The sequence below is a fragment of the Paenibacillus xylanilyticus genome (genome assembly GCF_013359935.1).
GTDB lineage: Bacteria > Bacillota > Bacilli > Paenibacillales > Paenibacillaceae > Paenibacillus > Paenibacillus xylanilyticus.
This window is the reverse complement of record NZ_JABMCB010000132.1, coordinates 23071-43931: the sequence shown is the minus strand read 5'-3', so window position 1 is coordinate 43931 and position 20861 is coordinate 23071. Positions and strand designations below refer to the sequence as shown.

The 20861-nt window shown below is 47.6% G+C and carries 16 protein-coding genes; 2 read left to right on the top strand and 14 right to left on the bottom strand.

Translation table 11 applies throughout. The features are described from left to right. Positions 1-57 precede the first annotated feature (57 nt). The 6 genes from rho to rpoE all read right to left on the bottom strand — a co-directional run bounded on the left by rho (position 58) and on the right by rpoE (position 7684). Positions 58-1383, bottom strand: coding sequence for a transcription termination factor Rho (rho, locus tag HP552_RS02930; protein WP_175394164.1), 1326 nt, complete (start codon positions 1381-1383; stop codon positions 58-60). 472 nt (positions 1384-1855) lie between these two features. Then, positions 1856-3109 (bottom strand): UDP-N-acetylglucosamine 1-carboxyvinyltransferase, encoded by a 1254-nt coding sequence (gene murA, locus HP552_RS02925; RefSeq protein WP_175394163.1) that lies wholly within the window; start codon positions 3107-3109, stop codon positions 1856-1858. A gap of 147 nt (positions 3110-3256) precedes the next feature. Further along, positions 3257-4111 carry a class II fructose-1,6-bisphosphate aldolase gene (fba, locus tag HP552_RS02920; protein ID WP_175394162.1) on the bottom strand — a complete coding sequence of 285 codons (855 nt, stop codon included), beginning with the start codon at positions 4109-4111 and terminating at the stop codon, positions 3257-3259. 259 nt (positions 4112-4370) lie between these two features. After that, positions 4371-4757: a response regulator gene (locus HP552_RS02915; RefSeq protein ID WP_175394161.1), complete on the bottom strand. Its 387-nt coding sequence runs from the start codon at positions 4755-4757 to the stop codon at positions 4371-4373. Positions 4758-5007: 250 nt separating this feature from the next. Continuing rightward, complete coding sequence (gene pyrG, locus HP552_RS02910; protein ID WP_175394160.1) at positions 5008-6612, bottom strand: CTP synthase; 1605 nt, start codon at positions 6610-6612, stop codon at positions 5008-5010. 493 nt (positions 6613-7105) lie between these two features. Further along, positions 7106-7684, bottom strand: coding sequence for a DNA-directed RNA polymerase subunit delta (gene rpoE, locus HP552_RS02905; protein WP_175394159.1), 579 nt, complete (start codon positions 7682-7684; stop codon positions 7106-7108). A gap of 427 nt (positions 7685-8111) precedes the next feature. Here rpoE and HP552_RS02900 point away from each other — a divergent pair, with 427 nt between their 5' ends. Further along, the gene (locus HP552_RS02900) at positions 8112-9266 is read left to right on the top strand and encodes a S8 family peptidase (protein WP_175394158.1); all 1155 of its coding nucleotides are present in this window, start codon (positions 8112-8114) and stop codon (positions 9264-9266) included. Positions 9267-9448: 182 nt separating this feature from the next. Here the strand turns inward: HP552_RS02900 and argS are convergent, their stop codons facing one another. The 7 genes from argS to speE form a co-directional block, all read right to left on the bottom strand. Then, positions 9449-11131, bottom strand: a complete 1683-nt coding sequence (gene argS / locus HP552_RS02895) for an arginine--tRNA ligase (RefSeq protein WP_175394157.1) — start codon at positions 11129-11131, stop codon at positions 9449-9451. Then, complete coding sequence (locus tag HP552_RS02890; RefSeq protein WP_175394156.1) at positions 11128-11553, bottom strand: YwiB family protein; 426 nt, start codon at positions 11551-11553, stop codon at positions 11128-11130. The genes argS and HP552_RS02890 overlap by 4 nt, the downstream gene beginning before the upstream one ends. 265 nt (positions 11554-11818) lie before the next feature. Continuing rightward, positions 11819-12001, bottom strand: a complete 183-nt coding sequence (locus HP552_RS02885) for a DUF6171 family protein (RefSeq protein WP_246310734.1) — start codon at positions 11999-12001, stop codon at positions 11819-11821. Positions 12002-12116: 115 nt separating this feature from the next. After that, positions 12117-13598 carry an alpha-N-arabinofuranosidase gene (locus tag HP552_RS02880; RefSeq protein WP_175394173.1) on the bottom strand — a complete coding sequence of 494 codons (1482 nt, stop codon included), beginning with the start codon at positions 13596-13598 and terminating at the stop codon, positions 12117-12119. A 222-nt stretch (positions 13599-13820) separates the two neighbouring features. Next, positions 13821-15002, bottom strand: coding sequence for a beta propeller repeat protein (locus tag HP552_RS02875; RefSeq protein WP_175394154.1), 1182 nt, complete (start codon positions 15000-15002; stop codon positions 13821-13823). Between the two features lie 898 nt (positions 15003-15900). Next, on the bottom strand, positions 15901-16770 hold the full coding sequence (gene speB / locus HP552_RS02870) for an agmatinase (RefSeq protein ID WP_175394153.1): 870 nt from the start codon (positions 16768-16770) through the stop codon (positions 15901-15903). Positions 16771-16784: 14 nt separating this feature from the next. Then, complete coding sequence (speE, locus tag HP552_RS02865; RefSeq protein WP_175394152.1) at positions 16785-17612, bottom strand: polyamine aminopropyltransferase; 828 nt, start codon at positions 17610-17612, stop codon at positions 16785-16787. 416 nt (positions 17613-18028) lie between these two features. On the opposite strand from speE, the gene HP552_RS02860 reads away from it, so the two are divergent. Continuing rightward, positions 18029-20107, top strand: a complete 2079-nt coding sequence (locus HP552_RS02860; protein ID WP_175394151.1) for a transglycosylase domain-containing protein — start codon at positions 18029-18031, stop codon at positions 20105-20107. Positions 20108-20296: 189 nt separating this feature from the next. On the opposite strand, the gene HP552_RS02855 is transcribed toward HP552_RS02860, so the two are convergent. After that, positions 20297-20800 (bottom strand): YwhD family protein, encoded by a 504-nt coding sequence (locus HP552_RS02855; protein ID WP_175394150.1) that lies wholly within the window; start codon positions 20798-20800, stop codon positions 20297-20299. Positions 20801-20861 lie beyond the last annotated feature (61 nt).

The window sequence follows — 20861 nt, the reverse complement described above, 5'->3', positions numbered from 1 at the left end:
ATTATGGTGAATTCAGCAGTATGACTGCCAAATTAGAGTTGATCAAATAATGCTATTTTATGTTGTTGTTGCCGAGGTGGCCGTCTGTCTTGGCGAACGACGAGTTGTCGTGGTCCCCGAATTACTCGTCGGGCTGTTGCCCGCTGCATCAAATGCTGCCAAAAATTCTGCATTCGTTTTGCTGTTGCGCAGTTTTTTCAGGAAGCCTTCCACAAAGTCATGTGAGTCATTCATATTTTTGCGAATGGCCCAGATCGTATCCAGCTCTTCCTTGCTTAGCAGCACTTCTTCCCGACGTGTACCGGAACGACGAATATCGATGGCCGGGAAAATACGGCGTTCTGCCAGTTTGCGGTCCAGATGAAGCTCCATATTGCCCGTACCCTTAAACTCTTCATAGATAATATCATCCATACGTGACCCCGTATCGATTAACGCTGTCGCCAGAATAGTCAGGCTTCCTCCTTCCTCCACATTCCGTGCAGATCCAAAGAAACGTTTTGGACGGTGGAATGCTGCAGGATCAATACCACCACTAAGTGTTCGGCCGGATGGCGGGATAACCAGGTTGTATGCGCGAGCAAGACGTGTAATGCTGTCCAGCAGAATAACTACATCCTTTTTGGCCTCAACCAGACGAAGAGCACGCTCTAACACCAATTCCGCAACCTTGATATGATTTTCAGGCAACTCATCGAATGTAGAAGCCACAACTTCCCCTTTAACCGAACGAGACATATCCGTCACTTCCTCCGGACGTTCATCAATCAACAGGACAAACAATTCAATTTCTGGGTTGTTGGTTGAAATGCTGTTGGCAATTTCTTTGAGGAGAAGCGTCTTACCTGCTTTGGGAGGTGCTACGATCAATCCGCGCTGTCCCAATCCTACAGGGGCCAGCACATCCATAATGCGTGTGGACAAATGGTTGGGGGATGTTTCGAGAACCAGTTTTTTCTGCGGATACAATGGGGTTAATGCCGGGAAATGAAGTCTTTCCGCAGCCGCTGATGGGTTCTCACCATTCACGGCATTGACTTGCAATAAACCGAAATATCTTTCGTTTTCCTTCGGTGTTCTACATTTGCCTGATACCAGGTCACCTGTCCTGAGGTCAAACTTACGAATCTGTGAGGCAGAAATATAAATGTCCTCGGTGCTAGGGAGGTAGTTAATCGGGCGAAGAAATCCGTAACCCTCGGGCAAAATTTCAAGCACACCCTGCATAAACATCAAACCACTCTGTTCAGCCTGAGCCCGAAGTATGGCAAAGATCAATTCTTTCTTCTTCAGTGTGCCGTAGTAGGGAATCTGATATTTTTTGGCCAGTTTGTAGAGGTCCGTTAGTTTCATTTCTTCCAAATCGGAAATTTGTAGATCCATATAATAACCACCTATTCAATTAATAAGTCCGTGAAATGGATAGTTTCGCTTGATGATCCGGCTATGGAGAACAGCATAATTCTGCTCTGCTGCATTCTCTTCTGTCCATTGTACGGAATGTAACCGTTATAATGCAAATACTTGTCGTTGAGTGTAAGTTACCGGGCGGGATGACCAACATACAGTGCTATCCGCTTGTGAGTGAATACATAATTCACGAGGCTTTCGATCCGGGTACCAGGCAAGGAGCACAGACAAACCGGGGTTTGGGGAAAAGGAATGATGTCAGTTCTTACAGCCATATGATATTTGATCCAAAAAAAGACCCTCCGGGTAAGGAAAAAGAACTATTTCATCTTATCCCGGAGAGGCTGAGAACTCTATTAGAATAGGTTTACCCAATTGTTGTAAAGATATGCAGTTCTGTCAAAATAATAACGGCAAGTCACCAATCCTGAATATGCCTAATTCATTACTCGGTCTCACGCCATACATCTGCACCAAGCATTCGCAGATTCGTAACAAGATGGTCATAGCCACGATCGATAAATTCGACGCCTGTCACTTCAGTCACACCTTCACTAACTGTAAGACCGGCGATGACCAGCGCTGCACCGGCACGAAGATCAGATGCTTTTACCTTGGCCGCATTCAGTGCGCCGCCCTCGATAATGGCTGAACGACCTTCTACGCGAATTTTGGCACCCATACGCACCAGCTCTGGAACGTGCTTAAATCGGTTACTGTAAACAAAATCACTCAGAACACTTACACCTGTTGCTTGAGTTAGTACACTTGTCATTGGAGACTGCAAATCGGTTGGAAAGCCAGGATACACGAGCGCTTTAACATCCACATGGCTGTATGAAGGTTGTCCAATGACACGAATACTTTCGTCCAGTTCTTCAATGCCCACGCCCATCTCCAGCAGTTTGGCCGTCAAAGCCTCCAGGTGTTTCGGAATGACGTTGTCAATCAGAACATTACCACGCGTTGCCGCTGCAGCAATCATATACGTACCCGCCTGTATGCGGTCCGGAATGATGGAATGACGGCAGCCCTTGAGCTCCGACACACCCTCAATGCGGATGGTTTCAGTACCTGCGCCTTTAATGCTGGCACCCATTGAATTCAAAAGTGTTGCTACATCTATAATCTCAGGCTCTTTAGCCGCGTTTTCGATAATTGTAGAGCCTTTGGCACGAGTTGCCGCCAGCATAATGTTAATGGTTGCACCTACACTGCTTACATCCAGGTAAATCTTTGCTCCGCGCAGCTCTTTGGCATGCAAATGAATGGAGCCGTGTTCATTTGTTACTGTTGCGCCAAGCGCTTCAAAACCTTTGATGTGTTGATCAATCGGACGAGGCTCAAAGTTACAGCCCCCAGGTAAACCAATTGTTGCTTCTTTGAACCGCCCAAGCAATGCTCCCATCATATAATACGAAGCACGCAGCTTCTTCACTGGTCCATTGGGCATGGGTATGGATTTGATATCGGAAGGATCAATCTTCATCTGACTGCCTTCCCAAACTACACGAGCTCCGAGTTCCTCCAAAATTTCCGCATAAACCGCCACATCACTCAAAAGCGGCAGGTTGTCCAGCACGACCTCTGATTCGGCAAGCAATGCTGCAGGAATAAGCGCAATGGCGCTGTTCTTGGCGCCGCTTATGGTTACAGTCCCCTGTAACGGACGTCCGCCACTAATCATCAATTTTTCCATAAAGCTTAATGTCCCCCTACGTGTTTTGCAGCCGAATAACGGCATTACCTGCTGATGGCTTCCTACGTGAAATAAGGTGTGAAAATGGAAAGACACCGGCTAGGCGGTGTTCTTTCCACTTCACAGTATGGAACTGGTAAAGATAAATTACGCTTTGTTGTTGGAACCAAACTCGCGGATTTTACCTTTAACGGTTTCTTTGATTGCATCACGGCCTGGTACGATGAACGTACGTGGATCGTAAGCATCTGGTTTAGCTGCAAGCACTTCGCGAACCACTTTGGAGAAAGCAATTTGGTTCTCTGTGTTTACGTTGATTTTGGAAGTACCCAGGGAAATGGCTTTGTCGATGTCGTGTTTAGGAATGCCTGTACCACCGTGCAATACGAGTGGAACTTGTACCGCGTCACGAACTTCTTCCATTTCTTTGAAGCCCAGGTTAGGCTCGCCGTGGTAAGGACCATGAACGGAACCAAGAGCTGGTGCCAATGTGTCGATACCTGTTTCTTTCACGATGCGAACACACTCTTCGAGGTCAGCGTACATGATGCCGCCGATTACGTCGTCTTCTTGTCCGCCAACTGTACCTACTTCGGCTTCAACAGAAACGCCTTTAGCGTGTGCATATTCAACGACCTTTTTAGTCATTTCGATGTTTTCGTCGATTGGGTGGTGGGAACCGTCGATCATAACGGATGTAAATCCGGCATCGATCGCTTCTTTACACTTGTCGAAGCTGGAACCGTGGTCCAGGTGAATAGCAACCGGAACGGTAATTTTCATGTCATGAATGAGTCCTTCTACCATTTTAACTACAGTGTAGAAGCCGCCCATGTGACGTGCTGCACCTTCGGATACACCCAGGATTACTGGGGATTTTTCTTCTTCAGCAGCACCCAGAATGGCTTGAGTCCACTCAAGGTTATTGATGTTGTATTGACCTACTGCATATTTTCCTTCAAGCGCTTTGTTCAACATGTCTGTCATAGATACTAATGGCATGGTTTCAATCCTCCTAGGGGTTTGGGTTGTGTCTATGGTTTTTAGCCGAAATCACATACGGGCTTATTATACCACATCCCATGTCAAATACTAAACAAGCATTTGCAAAAATGCTGTGCTTTGCAGCACAGTTTTCATAGATAGCGCATGAAGCCGCTCCCATTTTCAATATTCCCTCGTTAATTGGCCGAAATACCCATAACCCCCAAGAAGTACACACCCGTTTCATACAGACAAAAAAATCCTGCAATCACAGGATTCAGCTGCACCTATTGGCCGTGTCATTACGAAGCTGCATGTTGACCGCCACACGCATTTCATCGATATCAAAAGGTTTCGTGAAATGCATTAGCGCACCGAGATCAGTCGCTTCCTTGATCATGTCCAGCTCACCATATGCTGTCATCATGATAACTTTGATATCGGGATCAATCTCCTTAATATGTTTCAAAATTTCAAGGCCATCCATGCCAGGAATCTTCATATCAAGCAACACCAGATCAGGCTTATCGTTGTTCACAATCTCCAGTGCGATCTTGCCATTGGGTGCCTGGAACGTGTTATATCCTTCACTGCTGAACACTTCCATTAAGAGGATCCGAATCCCGTTCTGGTCATCAACGATTAACACTTTTTTATTTTCCACTCTGTAACCTCCTGGATTTAGGAAAGCATGTATGTCTCCGAATCTGGATAACTATCCCATAGTCGTCATGATAAGTATTCTACCCTTCCCATTAAAATCCTGCCCCACACACAAATTACAGCTAAACATTTTATCTCCTCTCCGCTTGAGGGAAACCTATTATAAAATCAAAAGAGGGATGCTCACCGCACTAGCCTGTAATCCCAGGCTATCGGCAAACACCCCTCTTTATCATCGGGTTAATTCTATATTATTTTTCCGCATTCTCCAAAGAAGCTTTTACGAATTCACGGAACAATGGCTGTGGACGGTTCGGACGGGAAGTAAATTCCGGATGGAATTGTACAGCCAGGAACCAAGGATGTCCCGGAAGTTCCACGATCTCAACCAGACGACCATCCGGAGATGTACCGGAGATGACCAGACCTGCTTTTTCAATCGCTTCACGGTACTCATTGTTGAACTCATACCGGTGACGGTGTCTCTCATACACCAGCTCGTCATCATAACAAGCCATTGCCAAAGAACCTTCTTGCAGCTTACAAGGATAGAGACCCAGACGCATCGTACCGCCCAGATTCTCAATATCTTTTTGTTCTGGAAGCAGATCGATTACCGGGAATTCGGTAGCCGGATTAATCTCGGAGCTGTTCGCACCATTCAGACCCACAATGGAACGTGCATACTCGATTACGGATACCTGCATACCCAGGCAAATACCGAAGAACGGAATGTTCTTCTCACGGGCATAACGGATCGCCGACACTTTTCCTTCAATACCACGATCTCCGAAACCACCAGGAACAAGGATACCGCCAACGCCGTGCAGCAGATCGCCTACGTTCTCATCCGTGATATCTTCAGAATGGATCCAACGGATCTTCACATCTGCATTGGATGCAAATCCTGCATGCGACAGGGATTCAACAACACTTAGATAAGCATCGTGCAATGCTACATATTTACCTACGATTGCAATCTCAACCGTACGCTCCAATTTGCTGATGCGGTCAACCAGCCCTTCCCACTCGCTCATGTCCGGTGCAGGAGTGGTCAGTTTCAGGTGATTTACCACGATTTCATCCAAACCTTCTTCACGTAGGTTCAAAGGTACTTCATACAATGTATCCGCATCGCGACATTCAACTACGGCGTTCTCATCGATGTCACAGAAGAGAGCGATTTTGGCTTTCATGTCTTTGGATAGCTCGTACTCTGTACGGCATACAATAACGTTCGGCTGAATTCCGATGCTGCGCAATTCCTTCACGCTGTGCTGGGTTGGTTTTGTTTTCACTTCACCAGCTGCCTTGATGTAAGGGATCAGCGTTACATGGATGTACATTACGTTGTCACGGCCCACATCACTCTTGATTTGACGAATAGCTTCCAGGAAAGGCAAGCTCTCGATATCGCCTACTGTTCCGCCAATCTCCGTAATAACAACGTCCGAACCCGCTTCACGTCCAGCTCGGAAAACGCGCTCCTTGATTTCGTTCGTAATGTGCGGGATAACTTGTACCGTACCGCCCAGATACTCTCCGCGCCGCTCTTTGCTGATAACGGAGGAATACACTTTACCGGTCGTGACGTTGCTGTTTTTGGAGAGGTTGATATCGATAAAACGTTCGTAGTGACCAAGGTCCAAATCCGTTTCCGCGCCATCATCGGTTACAAAAACCTCACCATGTTGATAAGGACTCATTGTTCCCGGGTCGATGTTGATGTATGGATCAAATTTTTGAATGGTTACCTTGAGACCTCTGTTCTTCAGCAGTCTGCCCAACGAGGCAGCGGTGATCCCTTTACCCAGGGAAGACACAACTCCGCCCGTCACGAAAATATACTTTGTCACTGTTATTACCCTCCTAATATAAATACAGAAATTCAGGCGATATATGGTGTTATCGTAACCCGTTTCCCAGGTAATCATCGTTAAAAAGAGCAATGGCAGAAATTCCCTGCATCTGCGAACTGCTCTTTTGCGCGAAGACCATGTGTACAAACTTGCTCTACAGCTAAGAATGGTGCAAATTTTCCGAAAGCCATTCATCCATGCCTGTCCCCAAAAATGGTATCAAGCCATCTCTTGCTGACGTTTTTTTATATACAAAAAATGGGCCACGGATGTTTGGCCGGGAGCGTGCGGAAATCAATCATTTTGCAATATTCTGCCTCTAAAAATACAAAAAAAAGTACTCCCGCAGGACGGGGCACTTTTTTATAAAAAACATAAATATATTCTCGCTCATTCATAAGCCCATGCAATAGTTTACCCGTTCCCCCGTGCGCTGTCAAGGCTGACTATCTGGGGGAAACAGGTAAATTATCGACATCAAAAATGACGGTTACTTATCGGAATCGTCGTCAAATTCATCCTCGTCTTCGGACTCATCTTCATCGTCTTCATCGAGGTCTTCTTCTTCCAAATCGTCATCTTCAACCAGAACTTCTTCATCGCTGTCATCTTCATCAAAGATGACATCATCGTCGTCGTCATCGTCGTCATCGTCATCGTCATCTTGATCATCATCTGCATTGTCGAAGTCTTCGTCGCTGTTGTAGCTGTCTTCCTCTTCGCCAAAGTCCTCATCTTCCAGATCATCATCTTCATCGTTGATGATACGCGGACGCTTCGCACCTGTCATGGAATCTTCTGTTCCACCAACTGGATACCAGCGTTTCAATCCCCAAAGACTTGTACCGACACAGGCAAAACGGCCATCGATATTGATCTCGGTATATAGCTGGGCGATAAACTCGTTGATTTCTTCATCAGTCATTCCGCGCTGTTTTGCTACCTCATTCATCAAATCACGGTAGTAGTACGGCGTATTGGCCGCTTTCAGCACCATAAAGGCGAGGTCAACCAAAGGAATCTCTCTTACCTTTTCTTTATCAATTTTCAAATTGAGCGAGGTACTCACTGACAGACACTTCCTCTCACACATAATTCACTTTATATCCCTACGAGCTGGACCGTTACGTATAACATATCCATTAACAAACCTAAGTAAAACCTATTTAGCGGTAAAAAGCAAGTTTTTATGTAGGCATGAGATACAAATTCGGAACACTTCACTTCCTATTGGCAACGATCCCCTTTCTGTAAAAGTGAGTGAACATTGAAAAAGACGGAGTCCCCTCCGCCTTCTGACTGTATACCCTTGAAGGATTGCTCCTTACCAGGGTCCCCGCAAGAGCCCTCTCGCCCTCCATTCATCATATGTCCCTGCGCCCGTTTTGACACGGAGAGAACGTCTTTTTGTAAAAAAAGGGCAAGTTCCCCATGCGGCGGGATGAATGCATTCATAGAATACCTCAGCATGTTCATCCCGAAGGGGGCAGCCCATAATGGACTATACTGGTTTTTTGCATCAATTAGTTGAAGGAATGCAGCGTCCTGAACCGGAACAGGCAGGGCGGTACCTGATCCGGTTCGCCAAACCAGGACAATATGAAGCCTGTCTGCTTGAGCTCTCGCGGATGCGGAATGAGTATACCCACCTTGGAATGGTGCGCTCTTCACGGCTGGCTCGTTCCATTATTGCTCCAGTACATTGTCCGGAGGAATTGAAACAATACAGCGACGAGATTACAGTGGAGGAAGATGTGCAGATCTCGCTTCATGCAACGGCACTTCACAATAAACCGGCCACAGTACAAGGAGTTCCATGGGGAGTTAAACAGATTCGTGCCCCCAAAGTGTGGTCCGTCTCTACAGGACACCGGGTCAAAATTGGTGTGATTGACACAGGGGCCGACTATCAACATCCCGACCTTCGATACTCCCTGGCACGTGGGATCAATCTGTTAAACCGGAGTATGCTTCCCCATGATGACAACGGCCACGGTACCCACATTGCGGGAACGATCGCTGCAGCCAATAGCATGGAAGGCATGATTGGCGTAGCTCCGCGCTCTCTGATCTATCCGGTCAAGGCGTTTGACCATAACGGTTCAGCCTACGTATCCGATATTGTACTGGGGATCGACTGGTGTGTGCGTAACCGGGTCGATATTATCAATATGAGTTTCGGCATGAAGACCCGCAGCAAGGCTCTCCTTGATGTGGTTAATCGGGCATATCAAGCCGGTATTGTCATTGTGGCCTCGTCAGGAAACGACGGCAAACGGCGAAGCATTGATTATCCTGCACGTTATCCGCAGACCATTTCCGTAGGGGCCACCGACAAGAATCGGCGAATTGCTTCCTTTAGTAATCGCGGTGCATACGTCGATGTCTATGCACCCGGCGACAAAATCGTCTCTTCCTGGGTGCAGGGCAAGCACCATGAGATGAGTGGTACATCCATGGCAACGTCCCATGTGAGCGGCGCCATTGCGCTGCTGCTCGCGAAGCATCCGGGTCTCTCGCCTGGCGAGATCAAGATGCTTGTCAAGCGTGCAACCGTACCACTGCGCGCACGCAAGTCCACCACCGCAAAGAGCAAAATACGCGGTGGAGAGATTGACGCCCTCCGGCTGATGCAGGAGGGCGGCGGGTAACGGGCAGCTGCAGCCAATGGCAGGCTGGCCTGCCCTGGTGCCCGGGTGGTCCGCCACTGAAATGGCGGGATTGACCACCGGGCACAGCAAAAAGTCTCCATGTCCACGCTGCAATTGCAGGCGTGATGCATGGAGACTTTTTGCCACTCGCCGAGCGGCAGGTGCGCCGCTTGGTCTCGGGGTTACATTTTGTCCGGTGCGGATACGCCCACCAGACGGAGCGCTGTCGCGATGACGGTGCGCACTGCACCAATCAGCGCCAGACGCGCTTGGGTCTGACCCGCGTCTTCTGTAATGACGCGTTCAGCACGGTAATAGCTGTGGAACAGCGATGCCAACTCATATACATAACGGATAATGCGGTGAGGCGCATATCCGGTAGCAGCTGCGGCAATCTCTTCAGGCAGCTCGCCCATTTTGCGAAGAAGATCGAATTCATGTTCCGTTGTCAGCTTGGACAGATCAATCTGCGCCAGTGGCAGCAGCTCGATGCCCTGCTCTTCGGCTTGACGGTATACACTGCATACACGGGCATGTGCATATTGTACATAAAACACCGGATTTTCATTAGACGTCGAAATTGCGAGGTCCATATCAAAGTCCAAATGGGAATCCATACTGCGCATGGTGAAGAAGTACCGGATCGCATCAATGCCTACTTCATCCATCAGATCCTCCATCGTTACCGCCTTACCGGTACGCTTCGACATCTTCACTTTTTCCCCGTTCTGGAACAAGCTCACCATCTGTGCAATCAGTACCACCAGCTTGGATGGATCGTTGCCCAGTGCTTGCATTGCCGCTTTCATCCGCGGAATATATCCGTGGTGATCGGCTCCCCAAATGTTAATCATTGTGTCATATCCACGGGAATACTTGTCACGGTGATACGCAATATCCGGTGTCAGATAGGTGTACGTACCATCGTTTTTGATCAATACACGTTCCTTGTCATCACCATATTGCATGGTTTTCAGCCAGGTAGCGCCATCTTTCTCATAAATCTCGTCACGATCACGCAATTCGTCCAGAACGCGAAGGACTTCTCCATTGTCATACAACGACGTCTCGCTGAACCAGATGTCGAATTCAACACGGAAGCGATTCAGATCGCGTTTGATCTTGTCCAGCTCTTTCTCCAGACCAAAGTCACGGAAATAAGCGGCGCGGTCACCTGGATGCATCGACAGCAAGCTGTCTCCCTTTTCGGCAACAAGCTGCTTCGCAAACCCTTTGATATCTTCGCCATGGTATCCATCTTCCGGCATCTCGGCATCCTGACCCAGTTCTTGCAAATAACGTGCTTCAATCGAACGTGCCAGATTAAACACCTGATTACCAGCATCGTTAATGTAGTATTCACGCGTTACATCATAGCCGGCGTAATCGAGGATGTTACAAAGTGCATCACCCACAGCTGCTCCGCGGGCATGTCCCAGGTGAAGACTGCCTGTCGGGTTCGCACTGACGAATTCCATCTCGACCTTTCGTCCTTCGCCGACATTGATTCGTCCGTAGTTCTCACCCTGTTCGTGAACAAGTCCAAGCACCGGATAGAGATAACTCTTGTCCAATTTGAAGTTAATGAACCCTGGTCCGGCAATCTCTGCCTTCTCGATTCCGGCTTCTGCAAGGTTCAGGTTTGCAATAATCTCTTCTGCGATCTGACGAGGATTGCGTTTGGCAATCTTGGTCAGCTGCATCGCTGCATTGGTTGCCAGATCCCCGTGCGATTTGTCGCGTGGCACTTCAAGTGTAATAGCTGGCAGTTGTTCCTCTTGTGAAACGATACCGGCAGCTACAACAGCATTGCCGATCGCGGTACTTACCCGTTCGTTAATAGTATCCAATGGATTACGTGTCATGAAATTGGTTCCTCCTGTATGTGCAAACTAATCTCGAAATGTCCGGCTTCTTCCTCAAAGCTGTAAAAGTCATAGCTCCACGCTGCGCGTGCGCTTAATCCCTGTATGGAAAGGTCCAGCTTATGTGTATGCGTGGACAGGGTGAATGACATGTAAGGTGATCGGTAAAAACCTGGGAGCTTGCGATTCATTTCAAACGTTTGCTCCGATTCCACCTCACCATGGCGTATAATCTTGAGCGATTGTCCGCCAAGCTTCAATGTTGTTCGGGTAATACCGCCTTCCGGTCCAGCCTGCGGCTCTTCGTAACGAACGTAGAGCACAGATCCTTTTAACACGGCTTCACCCTTCATTTCCTGCAGCACATCTTCGCCTTCATAACGGCTGTGCAGCCGGATCTGAACCGGTCGCATGTTCGACATGAATGTTAACCTCCAATATATTCGAGGCGGCGCAAAATCGGGCAGGACCGGTGAGAACAGCCCTTCCCGAATTCAAGTACCGCTATACGCGCTAATATTACCGGATAGCTCTCTATCCTACACTCTACTGTATAACTATATCCAGTTCACTCGCTCAATTCAAATCCAAATTCAGAGTTTTTGCTCTGCATCACAAAAAAAGCAGAGCTGCACCCTCAAAGTGCAGCCCTGCTTCGCTACATTATAATAAGATCATACGGAAAGATCAGGTCCATCGAGATTCATACGGAAACGGGCAAGTAGATTCCACCAGCTTGGCACGTACTTGGACCAAACAGCCACAGTAGCGACACGTGGTGCCGTATTGCAGTGCCGGGCAGTCTGCACACGAGGATAGCCGCTGCGCATACTCCTCATCCGGTACCACAGGACGTGAACGTGAGGCCATTTCCACCAGTCGAGCCATTTTGGATTCACTGATGTTTACAGCATGCTGATCACTACATCCCTTGCAATGCTCTTGCCTTGTCACAAAACGACTTGAACCGGATGTACTCATCGCATTACCCTTGGACGGCAATAACACCTACGGATGCAGGCGGCAGAACGAAGCGCAGCTCCTGATTAGCAAGGGTAACACCCTTCCATTCAACAGGCTCCACCCGGCTCGGATCTTCAAACGTATTGAATGCACCAAAATCGGCATGATGCAAAATTCGTCCCGACACCGAAGATGACTCCACAGCTTCAAGTTGGCATACCACTTCCAGTTCATCCGTGTGACTCAAATTGCATGCGGTTACATGGATAACTCTATCCTTACTGCGGGAAGCGGACAAACTAAGCTGAGGAATGGTGTCTTCCCCGAGAGTGTATCCAGGACTCTCATAGTTTAGTTCCAATCGCTGTGCGTCCATATGAACCTGATACATATCAAACACATGGTACGTTGGCGTGAGAAGCATACGCTCACCTTCTGTCAACACCAATGCCTGCAGAACGTTAACGATCTGTGCCAGGTTGGCCATTTGCACCCGTTTATTGTAGCGATTGAACAGATTCAGGTTAATGCCCGCCACAAGCGCATCCCTCATCGTATTTTGCTGGTACAGGAATCCTGGATTTGTTCCCGGTTCTACGTTATACCAAGTTCCCCACTCATCAATAATGAGTCCCACTTTGCAATCCGGATCATATTTATCCATAATTTCGGAATGCTTCACGATCAGTTCTTCCATATGCAATGTACGCTTCAGGGTCTGAAACCAGGCTTGATCGTCAAATCCTGTAGACTCCCCTTTGTCCTGCCATACACCCGTTGGCAATGTATAATAATGAAGACTCAATCCATTCATATGCTGCCCTGCTTCACGCATCAATACTTCGGTCCAATGATAATTATCCTCGTTGGGGCCACAGGCGATTTTGTAAATCTGATTATCGGAGTAATTGCGTACGTATGTAGCATATCGGCGATACTCATCCGCATAGTATTCTGCACGCATGTTGCCGCCGCATCCCCAGTTCTCATTTCCTACACCGAAATAAGTCAGCTTCCAGGGCTGCTCCCTGCCATTTTCCTTCCGCCAGTTTGCCATGGGTGATTCTCCGTCAAACGTAATGTATTCAACCCACTGCTGCATTTCATGCACCGTACCGCTGCCCACATTGCCACTGATGTAAGGCTCGGTTCCCAGCAGCTCACATAATCTCAGAAATTCATGCGTACCAAAATGGTTGTTCTCTTCCACACCACCCCAGTTTGTGTTAATCATGCGTGCACGTTCACTCAGCGGGCCCACGCCATCTTTCCAGTGATACTCATCGGCAAAACATCCCCCAGGCCAGCGCAGCACAGGAATATTAAGCTTTTGCAGCGCCGTCAAGACATCATTCCGGATCCCTTCCGTATTTGGAATGGGTGAGTCCTTTCCCACCCATAACCCTTCGTAAATGCAACGCCCCAAGTGCTCGGAGAAGTGTCCGTAAATATTGCGGTTTATTAATCCTTGTTCTGAATTGGCTTTTAAAATAACATCTACCATCATTTCAACCTCCCAAAAACTGTTGTTATCGCTTACATTAACTTGTTTTTGAACAGGTTTCAACCGTTTTTATTCAGACGAAAACAAGCCCTTCCTGACAAATAGTTCTAGGAAAGGGCTTGTTTCTAGCTGCATAGGCCAATAGACAATAAATAACCAATATTGGTCCTCTTTGTGCCTGAATTTATCATATTGTTATTTCAAATAAAGTGTCGTTTCACCCTACTCTCCGGGCAATAAGAATTTTTGTTTCCACGTGCTTCCTCCGTTGGTTGTTTCATAAATCGTAGGGGACTCATTGCTTGTAACGACAAGCCATCCGGTTTTGACGGAGGGAAACGAGATTCGGGAACTGTAGCCCGTTCCATCCAAGTCTGCATTTTTCCACGTGGAACCAGCGTCGTAAGAGCGCCCAATACCCACTTTGCCTGCTGCGGGAGACCCGCCTGAAAGGTATGCAGTCTGGTTTCCGATCAATGCCATATTCCCAGGATGTCCACCGGGATCAGCCGGTCCTTTACCTTTACCCAGGCTATTTCCACCAGGTGCAGGGCCTCCACCTGCTGTCGACTGGGCAAACACCTGCCGCCAGTTTCTGCCTTCATTCCCGCTTGCATAGAGAGAATAGGATTGTTGCGACATACCTGCATCACCATATAAGACAGCCCATACCTGTTTCCCGTTTGCATATAGGTCTGCCCCGTTCCATGCAGCAGAAACGATTCGGAGAGAGGTTGTCCAGTTCTTGCCTCCATCCGAAGTCCAGAGCAAGTGATAGCCTGAGCCAGGCACGACTACAACGGCATACCCTTGTTTATCTGTTGCGAAAGCTACTGATCGCGTATTCGCCGGAGTGTTGATTTTAGTCCAGGTCAATCCGCCGTCCTGTGTCCGATACGCTCCATTGTAGGTGTAGCCGTAGCCTTCATTTTTGTTTTTAAAATCAATTCGCTTGAACTGAATGCCAGGAGTATCAAGCCGCTTCCAGTGTGATCCACCATCGGTTGTGCGAATAAAGTATGTCTTGGCTGAATCTTTCATTTGCGCAAGAGCAAATCCGTTCACATTATTAGGAAAATCAAGCTGTGTGAACTGCCATTGCCCGGTATAGATGGACTGCCATGTACACCCTGCATTCGAGGTGCCGATGAGGAAACCCTCTCCGGCTGCCCGGCCAGTTGTGTTGTTAAGGAAATCAATGTCAGTAAACTGCAGTTGCTGATCTTCCACACCGCTGCCCTCGTTCAATGTAGCAGACAATCCGTGATCTCCACTTCCGCATGTCGGGGAAGATGCTGAACTTGCACCTGACTGCATATGTACCGGTCCCAGTCCCCAAGCCATTGTTAACGATAATGCCAGTGCGCCAATCCGTTTCCATGTCGTTGTACTCTTGGTTGTCATCGCGACACCTCCTTCTATGTTTTTACCCGATTATGCGAGTTCTAACGTAACAATCTGTTTATCCTGAGTGACATTATTGCAATAAAAAAACCACCCACACCCATGATTGGTATCCATAGGTACAGGCGGTCCTTCTCAAAACGTTGTTTGATCTAAGTTAAACCGAAATTGTCTCAATAGCAATAATAACAAAACTGATACTTAAAAACAGGCAAAATCCGAAATGCAGTTTGTTATACTTAAATTCCCGAATACTATATGCAGCGAAAAGGATCGCTAGATTAACCAATATGAAAGATAAATTAAAGAATACTGTCATCATTAATATTAGATTGATTATAAATATCATAAGTACCACACTAAACCACTTGGGAACCATACTCAAATGAGCCCGAATCGCATTCATAAATATCCACCTTCCTCTATTCCCATATTATACAGAATTATCCCTCATAATTGCATCAAATCTACAACAAATGGTATTGTCATGGGAACAAATGTACTATAATTGCTCTTATGGACTTTAAATCATGGTGGATGTTTTCATGACACGGCGCAGATTCCCAAAAGGGAGTGACGTCGAAGGTCAAACTTGTGGCGTTGCTTGATGTAATCCGGTAGATTGCTGCCATTCTCAGTCTAGCACTGAGTGTACAAAGGCTATACCGCTGGTTGCGTAAAAAGTTGCGTAACAAGCAAAAACCCACCTCATAGGTAGGAGCATGACGGTGGGGTTCGCTTGAACTAAGCTATGAAGTTTAAAGGGCGCCGTGGCGATCCACAGCCTTCTAAACCTAGAGTCTTTGTTGCTACCAATGACAAAGGCTCTTTTTGCCGTATATGGCTGAACCAGAACACCCTGGCTGATGTTCCAATGAAGTCAACTTCAACTTGGCTGTTACTTCACGAATCCAAGCAGCATTTCACGGATCATCTTCGCAGCGACAATCTGTGTTTGTTGTGTTGGATCATAGATCGGCGCTACTTCAACCAGGTCGCAGCCGACTACATTTACATCAGAAGCTGCAATCATGTGAACGGCTTCCAGCAGTTCTTTGGATGTAATGCCACCCGCTTCTGCTGTACCTGTTCCCGGTGCTGCGGACGGATCAAGCACGTCGATGTCGATGGTTACGTACACCGGACGGTTGCCCATTTTTGGAAGGGCTTCTTTCATCGGAGCTGCCACTTCAAATGGATAGAAGTTAATGTTCTCCCGTCCATATTGGAACTCCTCACGGGAGCCGGAACGGATTCCGAACTGATAAATATTTTTGCCGCCCATCAGCTCGGCTGCTTTGCGCACTGGCGTCGAGTGGGACAATGGCTCGCCTTCATAATGTTCACGAAGGTCCGCGTGGGCATCAATATGAATCAGGATAAGGTCCGGGTATTTTTTGTACATTTGTTGGATGACCGGCCAAGTAACCAGATGCTCTCCACCGAGGCCAATCGGGAATTTGTCGTCAGCCAGCAGGCTGCCGATGTATTCACTGATCACTTCAAGGCTGCGTCCTGCGTTACCGAAAGGCAGAAGCAAGTCTCCTGCATCAAAGTATGTCATATCGACAATGCTTTTATCGAGGTATGGGCTGTACTCTTCTAGTCCAACCGATGCCTGACGGATATGGGAAGGACCGAACCGGGAACCCGGACGGAAGCTGACAGTGTAGTCCATCGGCATCCCATAGATGACCGCTTTGGAATTCTCATAATCCTCAGAACTGCAAATAAATACGTTACCAGAATAAGCTTGATCCAATTTCATGAATGATTTCCCCTTTATTTCGTTAAGTCTTCCACGAATTTAGGAAGTACAAAGGCTGCCTTGTGCAAACGTGGTGAGTAATATTTGGTATCCATCTCTGGAATTTGGGTCTCGTCCACTTCAAGTGGATCATATTTTTTGCTGCCCATTGTAAATGTCCACAGACCACTTGGGTAAGTTGGAATGTTACAGCCGTATACGTGTACGATGGGGAAGATCTCTTTAACATCCTTGTTTACCTTTTGAATCAAATCCGCCTTGAACCAAGGGTTATCGGTTTGAGCAACGAAGATGCCGTCTTCTTTCAGCGCTTCATGGATACCCTGGTAAAAACCACGCTCAAACAGTGGAGCAGCCGGGCCTACAGGCTCCGTGGAATCCACGATGATTACATCGTATTCATTTTTATGTTCAATAATATGCATATAGCCGTCATTGACGAGCACTTCAACATTGGGCTCGTCCAGTTTGCCGGCAATTTCAGGCAAATATTTTTTGGAATATTCAATGACTTTACCGTCGATTTCGACCAGAACTGCTTTTTCTACTGCAGCATGCTTAATGACTTCACGAATGACCCCGCCATCGCCGCCACCTACAACCAAAACTTTTTTCGGATTCGGGTGAGTGTTCAGCGCAGGGTGAGCAGCCATCTCATGATAAACGAATTCGTCTTTCACCGTAGTCATTACCATGCCGTCGAGCAGCAACATGTTCCCGAATTCCTCGGTTTCTACCATGGCCAAATCTTGAAAGTCCGTCTTTTCGCTTACATATGTCTGCTTAATCTTCGCGGTGATCCCGAATGCCGGGGTCTGCTTCTCCGTGAACCATAATTCCATGATCTCTACCTTCTTTCCGTAAAGTTAATGATCAGCCGTACCCAGCATAGCACTTGTGCCCGCCGGTTCACCCAAGCACTCCAGCGTCATGGCGCCATTTAGCGTTATGGTTGCTGGCCGCGGAAAGATCCGCGTTTCACTTCATTATATAGATTAAACTTGACCAGAACGTGCGAAGCGTTTGATTGAATCAACAAATCAATGACGATTGATGCTGTTCGTTCTTCCGTGCCTTATTGTATGTTGTGCCAAACTGTACCTTTTCATTACCTTTTGCATTATACGCGATAGATGTTTATACTGCAAAACGGTTTTTACTGCATCAATGCTACATTTTAAACTGTTCGGCAGAAGACTGAATATCCCTGTCAATGAAACCCCATACTGGGAATAAAAGATAGAAAGGAGCCCGTTCCATGACCCAAACTCGCCAGAAGACCCGCAAACGCGGGTTCCGTTTATTCAAATGGATTAAAAGCCTCTCCCTGCTCGCTGTTCTTGTGATGATCGCCACTGTTGCAGGATTGGTCTATCTATATGCTACCAGCCTGCCCCTGGCCGATTCGGATCGCAACTCCAGGCTGCTCGATAGCCAGGGTGAGGTCATTGCTACCTTTTCTGCAGGCGGCAAAGATTCCGTACCCGTGCTGCTGACAGATATCTCACCAGACCTGATTAACGCTACACTGGCTGTCGAGGATCGCAAATTTTATAACCATTATGGCTTCGACATTCAAGGAATGGGACGAGCTGTGCTCGTTAACCTGGAACATATGGAGATGTCTCAAGGAGCCAGCACCCTCACACAGCAGCTTGCGCGTAATCTGTATCTCTCCCATGAGAAGACATGGACTCGGAAGGCAAAAGAGGCGATGTACACCGCACAGCTTGAAATGAAATACAGCAAGGAAGAAATTCTTCAAATGTACCTCAATGAAATTTATTATGGTCATGGTGCTTACGGGATTGAAGCTGCTTCTCGCATGTATTTTGGCAAATCAGCCAAACAACTGGATTTGGCGGAAAGCGCCATGCTTGCAGGCATTCCGAAGGGTCCAACCTACTACTCTCCATATAACCATATGAAGAATGCGAAGGATCGGCAAAAGATTGTACTTGCCGCTATGGTCGATATCGGTAAAATAACAAAAGCCGAAGCAGACAAGGCCTATGAGCAAATGCTCTCCTTCAAGCCAGAAAGTGAACGAAAAACGGTAGAAAGTGCTCCCTATTTCCGGGACTACATCCGCAGCCTGGCAGTTAAGGAGCTGGGCATTAGCGAAGCGATGCTGGACCACGGGGGACTAAATATATACACCACACTGGATCTGCGTGTGCAAAAGGCTGCTGAAGACGCCGTAGCCAAAGGCATGGACCCTAAAGGCGAGCTGGAGACGGCCATTGTGTCCATAGACCCTCGCACTGGATATATCAAGGCAATGGTAGGCGGCAAAAATTATCGCACCAATCAGATCAACCATGTACTGGCGACAACACGTCAGCCAGGGTCGGCATTTAAACCAATTATGTATCTGGCTGCGCTGGAATCCAAACAGCTGACCAGTGCATCCATCTTCAATAGCGAACCAACTTTGTTCCACTATGACAATGACCGTAAAACCTACAAACCTGGCAATTTTGGTGACAAATATCTGGGGGAAATTGATTTAAGGCAGGCAATTGCCGCCTCGGACAACATCTATGCGGTGAACACGATCATGCAGATCGGACCTGAGCAGGTCGTGGACATGGCTAAAAACCTGGGCATTACCAGCAAACTGAGTGCTGTCCCCTCTCTCGCTCTGGGCACCTCACCCGTGAGTCCATTGGAAATGGCCTCAGCCTTTTCTGTTATCGCTGCAGGCGGACAACGAACACCTCCTGTTGCCATCCTGCAAGTGACAGATGCGGCAGGACGTGTAATTTACGAAGCACCACAAACCAAGGCTGAAAAAGTAGTAGAACCTGCTGCCGCTTATGTTTTAACACGTTTAATGGAAAGTGTTTTCGAGAATGGTGGTACAGGGAATCGGGTAGCTACAACCATTAAGCGTCCGGTTGCCGGCAAAACAGGCACGACCAATACCGATGCCTGGATGGTCGGCTTCACTCCCGAGCTCTCCACTGCCGTATGGGTTGGTTATGATCAGGGCAAAGCCATTTCCACTTCGGATGGCCGCCGTGCAGCACCGATGTTTGCCCAATTTACAGAGCAGGCTCTTGCGAGTGTGCCGCCGAAGATTTTCCCTGTCCCTGATCATGTGGTCAGCGTGTATATCGACCCGGAATCCGGCAAATTGGCAGGCAACGGCTGTGAAGAGAAGCGGCTTGAAGTATTCATTGATGGCACAGAGCCAACAGAAACCTGCCGCGGCACAACAGATGGGACAGATTCCGAGAAGGACGATGGCAGCCGTCAAGCAGAGAATCAACAAGGAATACAGGAAGAGAAGCATTCGTGGTGGAAGGACTTCAAACGCTGGTGGGTAGAATGACGCAAATACGTAATGACTTAGTTGCGTCACTATAATATTGGGTTGGGTCACCTCTAACTCACTCGTACATTCCGTTGTGTACGACTCATTCAGTTCTTTCCCCACCTATAAAACAAAAGCCCCAAACCGATATTTTCGGTTATGGGGCTTTTCATGTTCTTTTTGGGTGAAACAGCATGAACACAGTAATCAGGCGAGCGCTTCTTTCAATTCATCCGGAGAAGCATTCCACCACTCTTCGTTGTGTGTAACCAGCAACTTTTTGAGGGCAGCACGGTCTTCTGGACCAAGTTCATCCAGCATGAAACGACGCTTCATCGCATAATCCATCCGGTTCACATGGTCAGCCAGCAGTTTCCATCCGCGTTTTGCCTCTGTATCAATCCACATCTCGCATGCCGTTGCACCGCCATACAATTGACCCTGCTCCGTACGATCCACAGCTACCCATACGAGCCATACCTGGCGTCCGTTAGGTACATCTTCCCGGTTCGTGGAAAACTTGATACCGCGTTCCACCTTGCTCTTTGCGTGCATGGCACCAATATCAATCTTCGCTTCGCCATTGTCAATAATGACCGGTGACAGATTGTTCAGATCAATGGAGCCTGCACCGAAACCTTTGTGTTTGCTTTTGGCACTTACGATATTCAAGGCAATCTGTTTTTTGCCGTTTTGCTCGTTTTGATCCATATTTATAGCCTCCAAGGGTTGATACAAATATTTTAACTAATAATCGTCCCATTGCAAACAT

Coding starts and splice junctions, on each gene's coding strand:
- HP552_RS02880 (WP_175394173.1), bottom strand. CDS start 13,598: ATGGTAGATGTTATTTTAAAAGCCAATTCAGAACAAGGATTAATAAAC.
- murA (WP_175394163.1), bottom strand. CDS start 3,109: ATGGAAAAATTGATGATTAGTGGCGGACGTCCGTTACAGGGGACTGTA.
- HP552_RS02860 (WP_175394151.1), top strand. CDS start 18,029: ATGACCCAAACTCGCCAGAAGACCCGCAAACGCGGGTTCCGTTTATTC.
- HP552_RS02875 (WP_175394154.1), bottom strand. CDS start 15,002: ATGACAACCAAGAGTACAACGACATGGAAACGGATTGGCGCACTGGCA.
- fba (WP_175394162.1), bottom strand. CDS start 4,111: ATGCCATTAGTATCTATGACAGACATGTTGAACAAAGCGCTTGAAGGA.
- HP552_RS02855 (WP_175394150.1), bottom strand. CDS start 20,800: ATGGATCAAAACGAGCAAAACGGCAAAAAACAGATTGCCTTGAATATC.
- HP552_RS02885 (WP_246310734.1), bottom strand. CDS start 12,001: ATGGCCTCACGTTCACGTCCTGTGGTACCGGATGAGGAGTATGCGCAG.
- speE (WP_175394152.1), bottom strand. CDS start 17,612: ATGGAATTATGGTTCACGGAGAAGCAGACCCCGGCATTCGGGATCACC.
- argS (WP_175394157.1), bottom strand. CDS start 11,131: ATGACACGTAATCCATTGGATACTATTAACGAACGGGTAAGTACCGCG.
- HP552_RS02900 (WP_175394158.1), top strand. CDS start 8,112: ATGGACTATACTGGTTTTTTGCATCAATTAGTTGAAGGAATGCAGCGT.
- speB (WP_175394153.1), bottom strand. CDS start 16,770: ATGAAATTGGATCAAGCTTATTCTGGTAACGTATTTATTTGCAGTTCT.
- rho (WP_175394164.1), bottom strand. CDS start 1,383: ATGGATCTACAAATTTCCGATTTGGAAGAAATGAAACTAACGGACCTC.
- HP552_RS02890 (WP_175394156.1), bottom strand. CDS start 11,553: ATGTCGAACATGCGACCGGTTCAGATCCGGCTGCACAGCCGTTATGAA.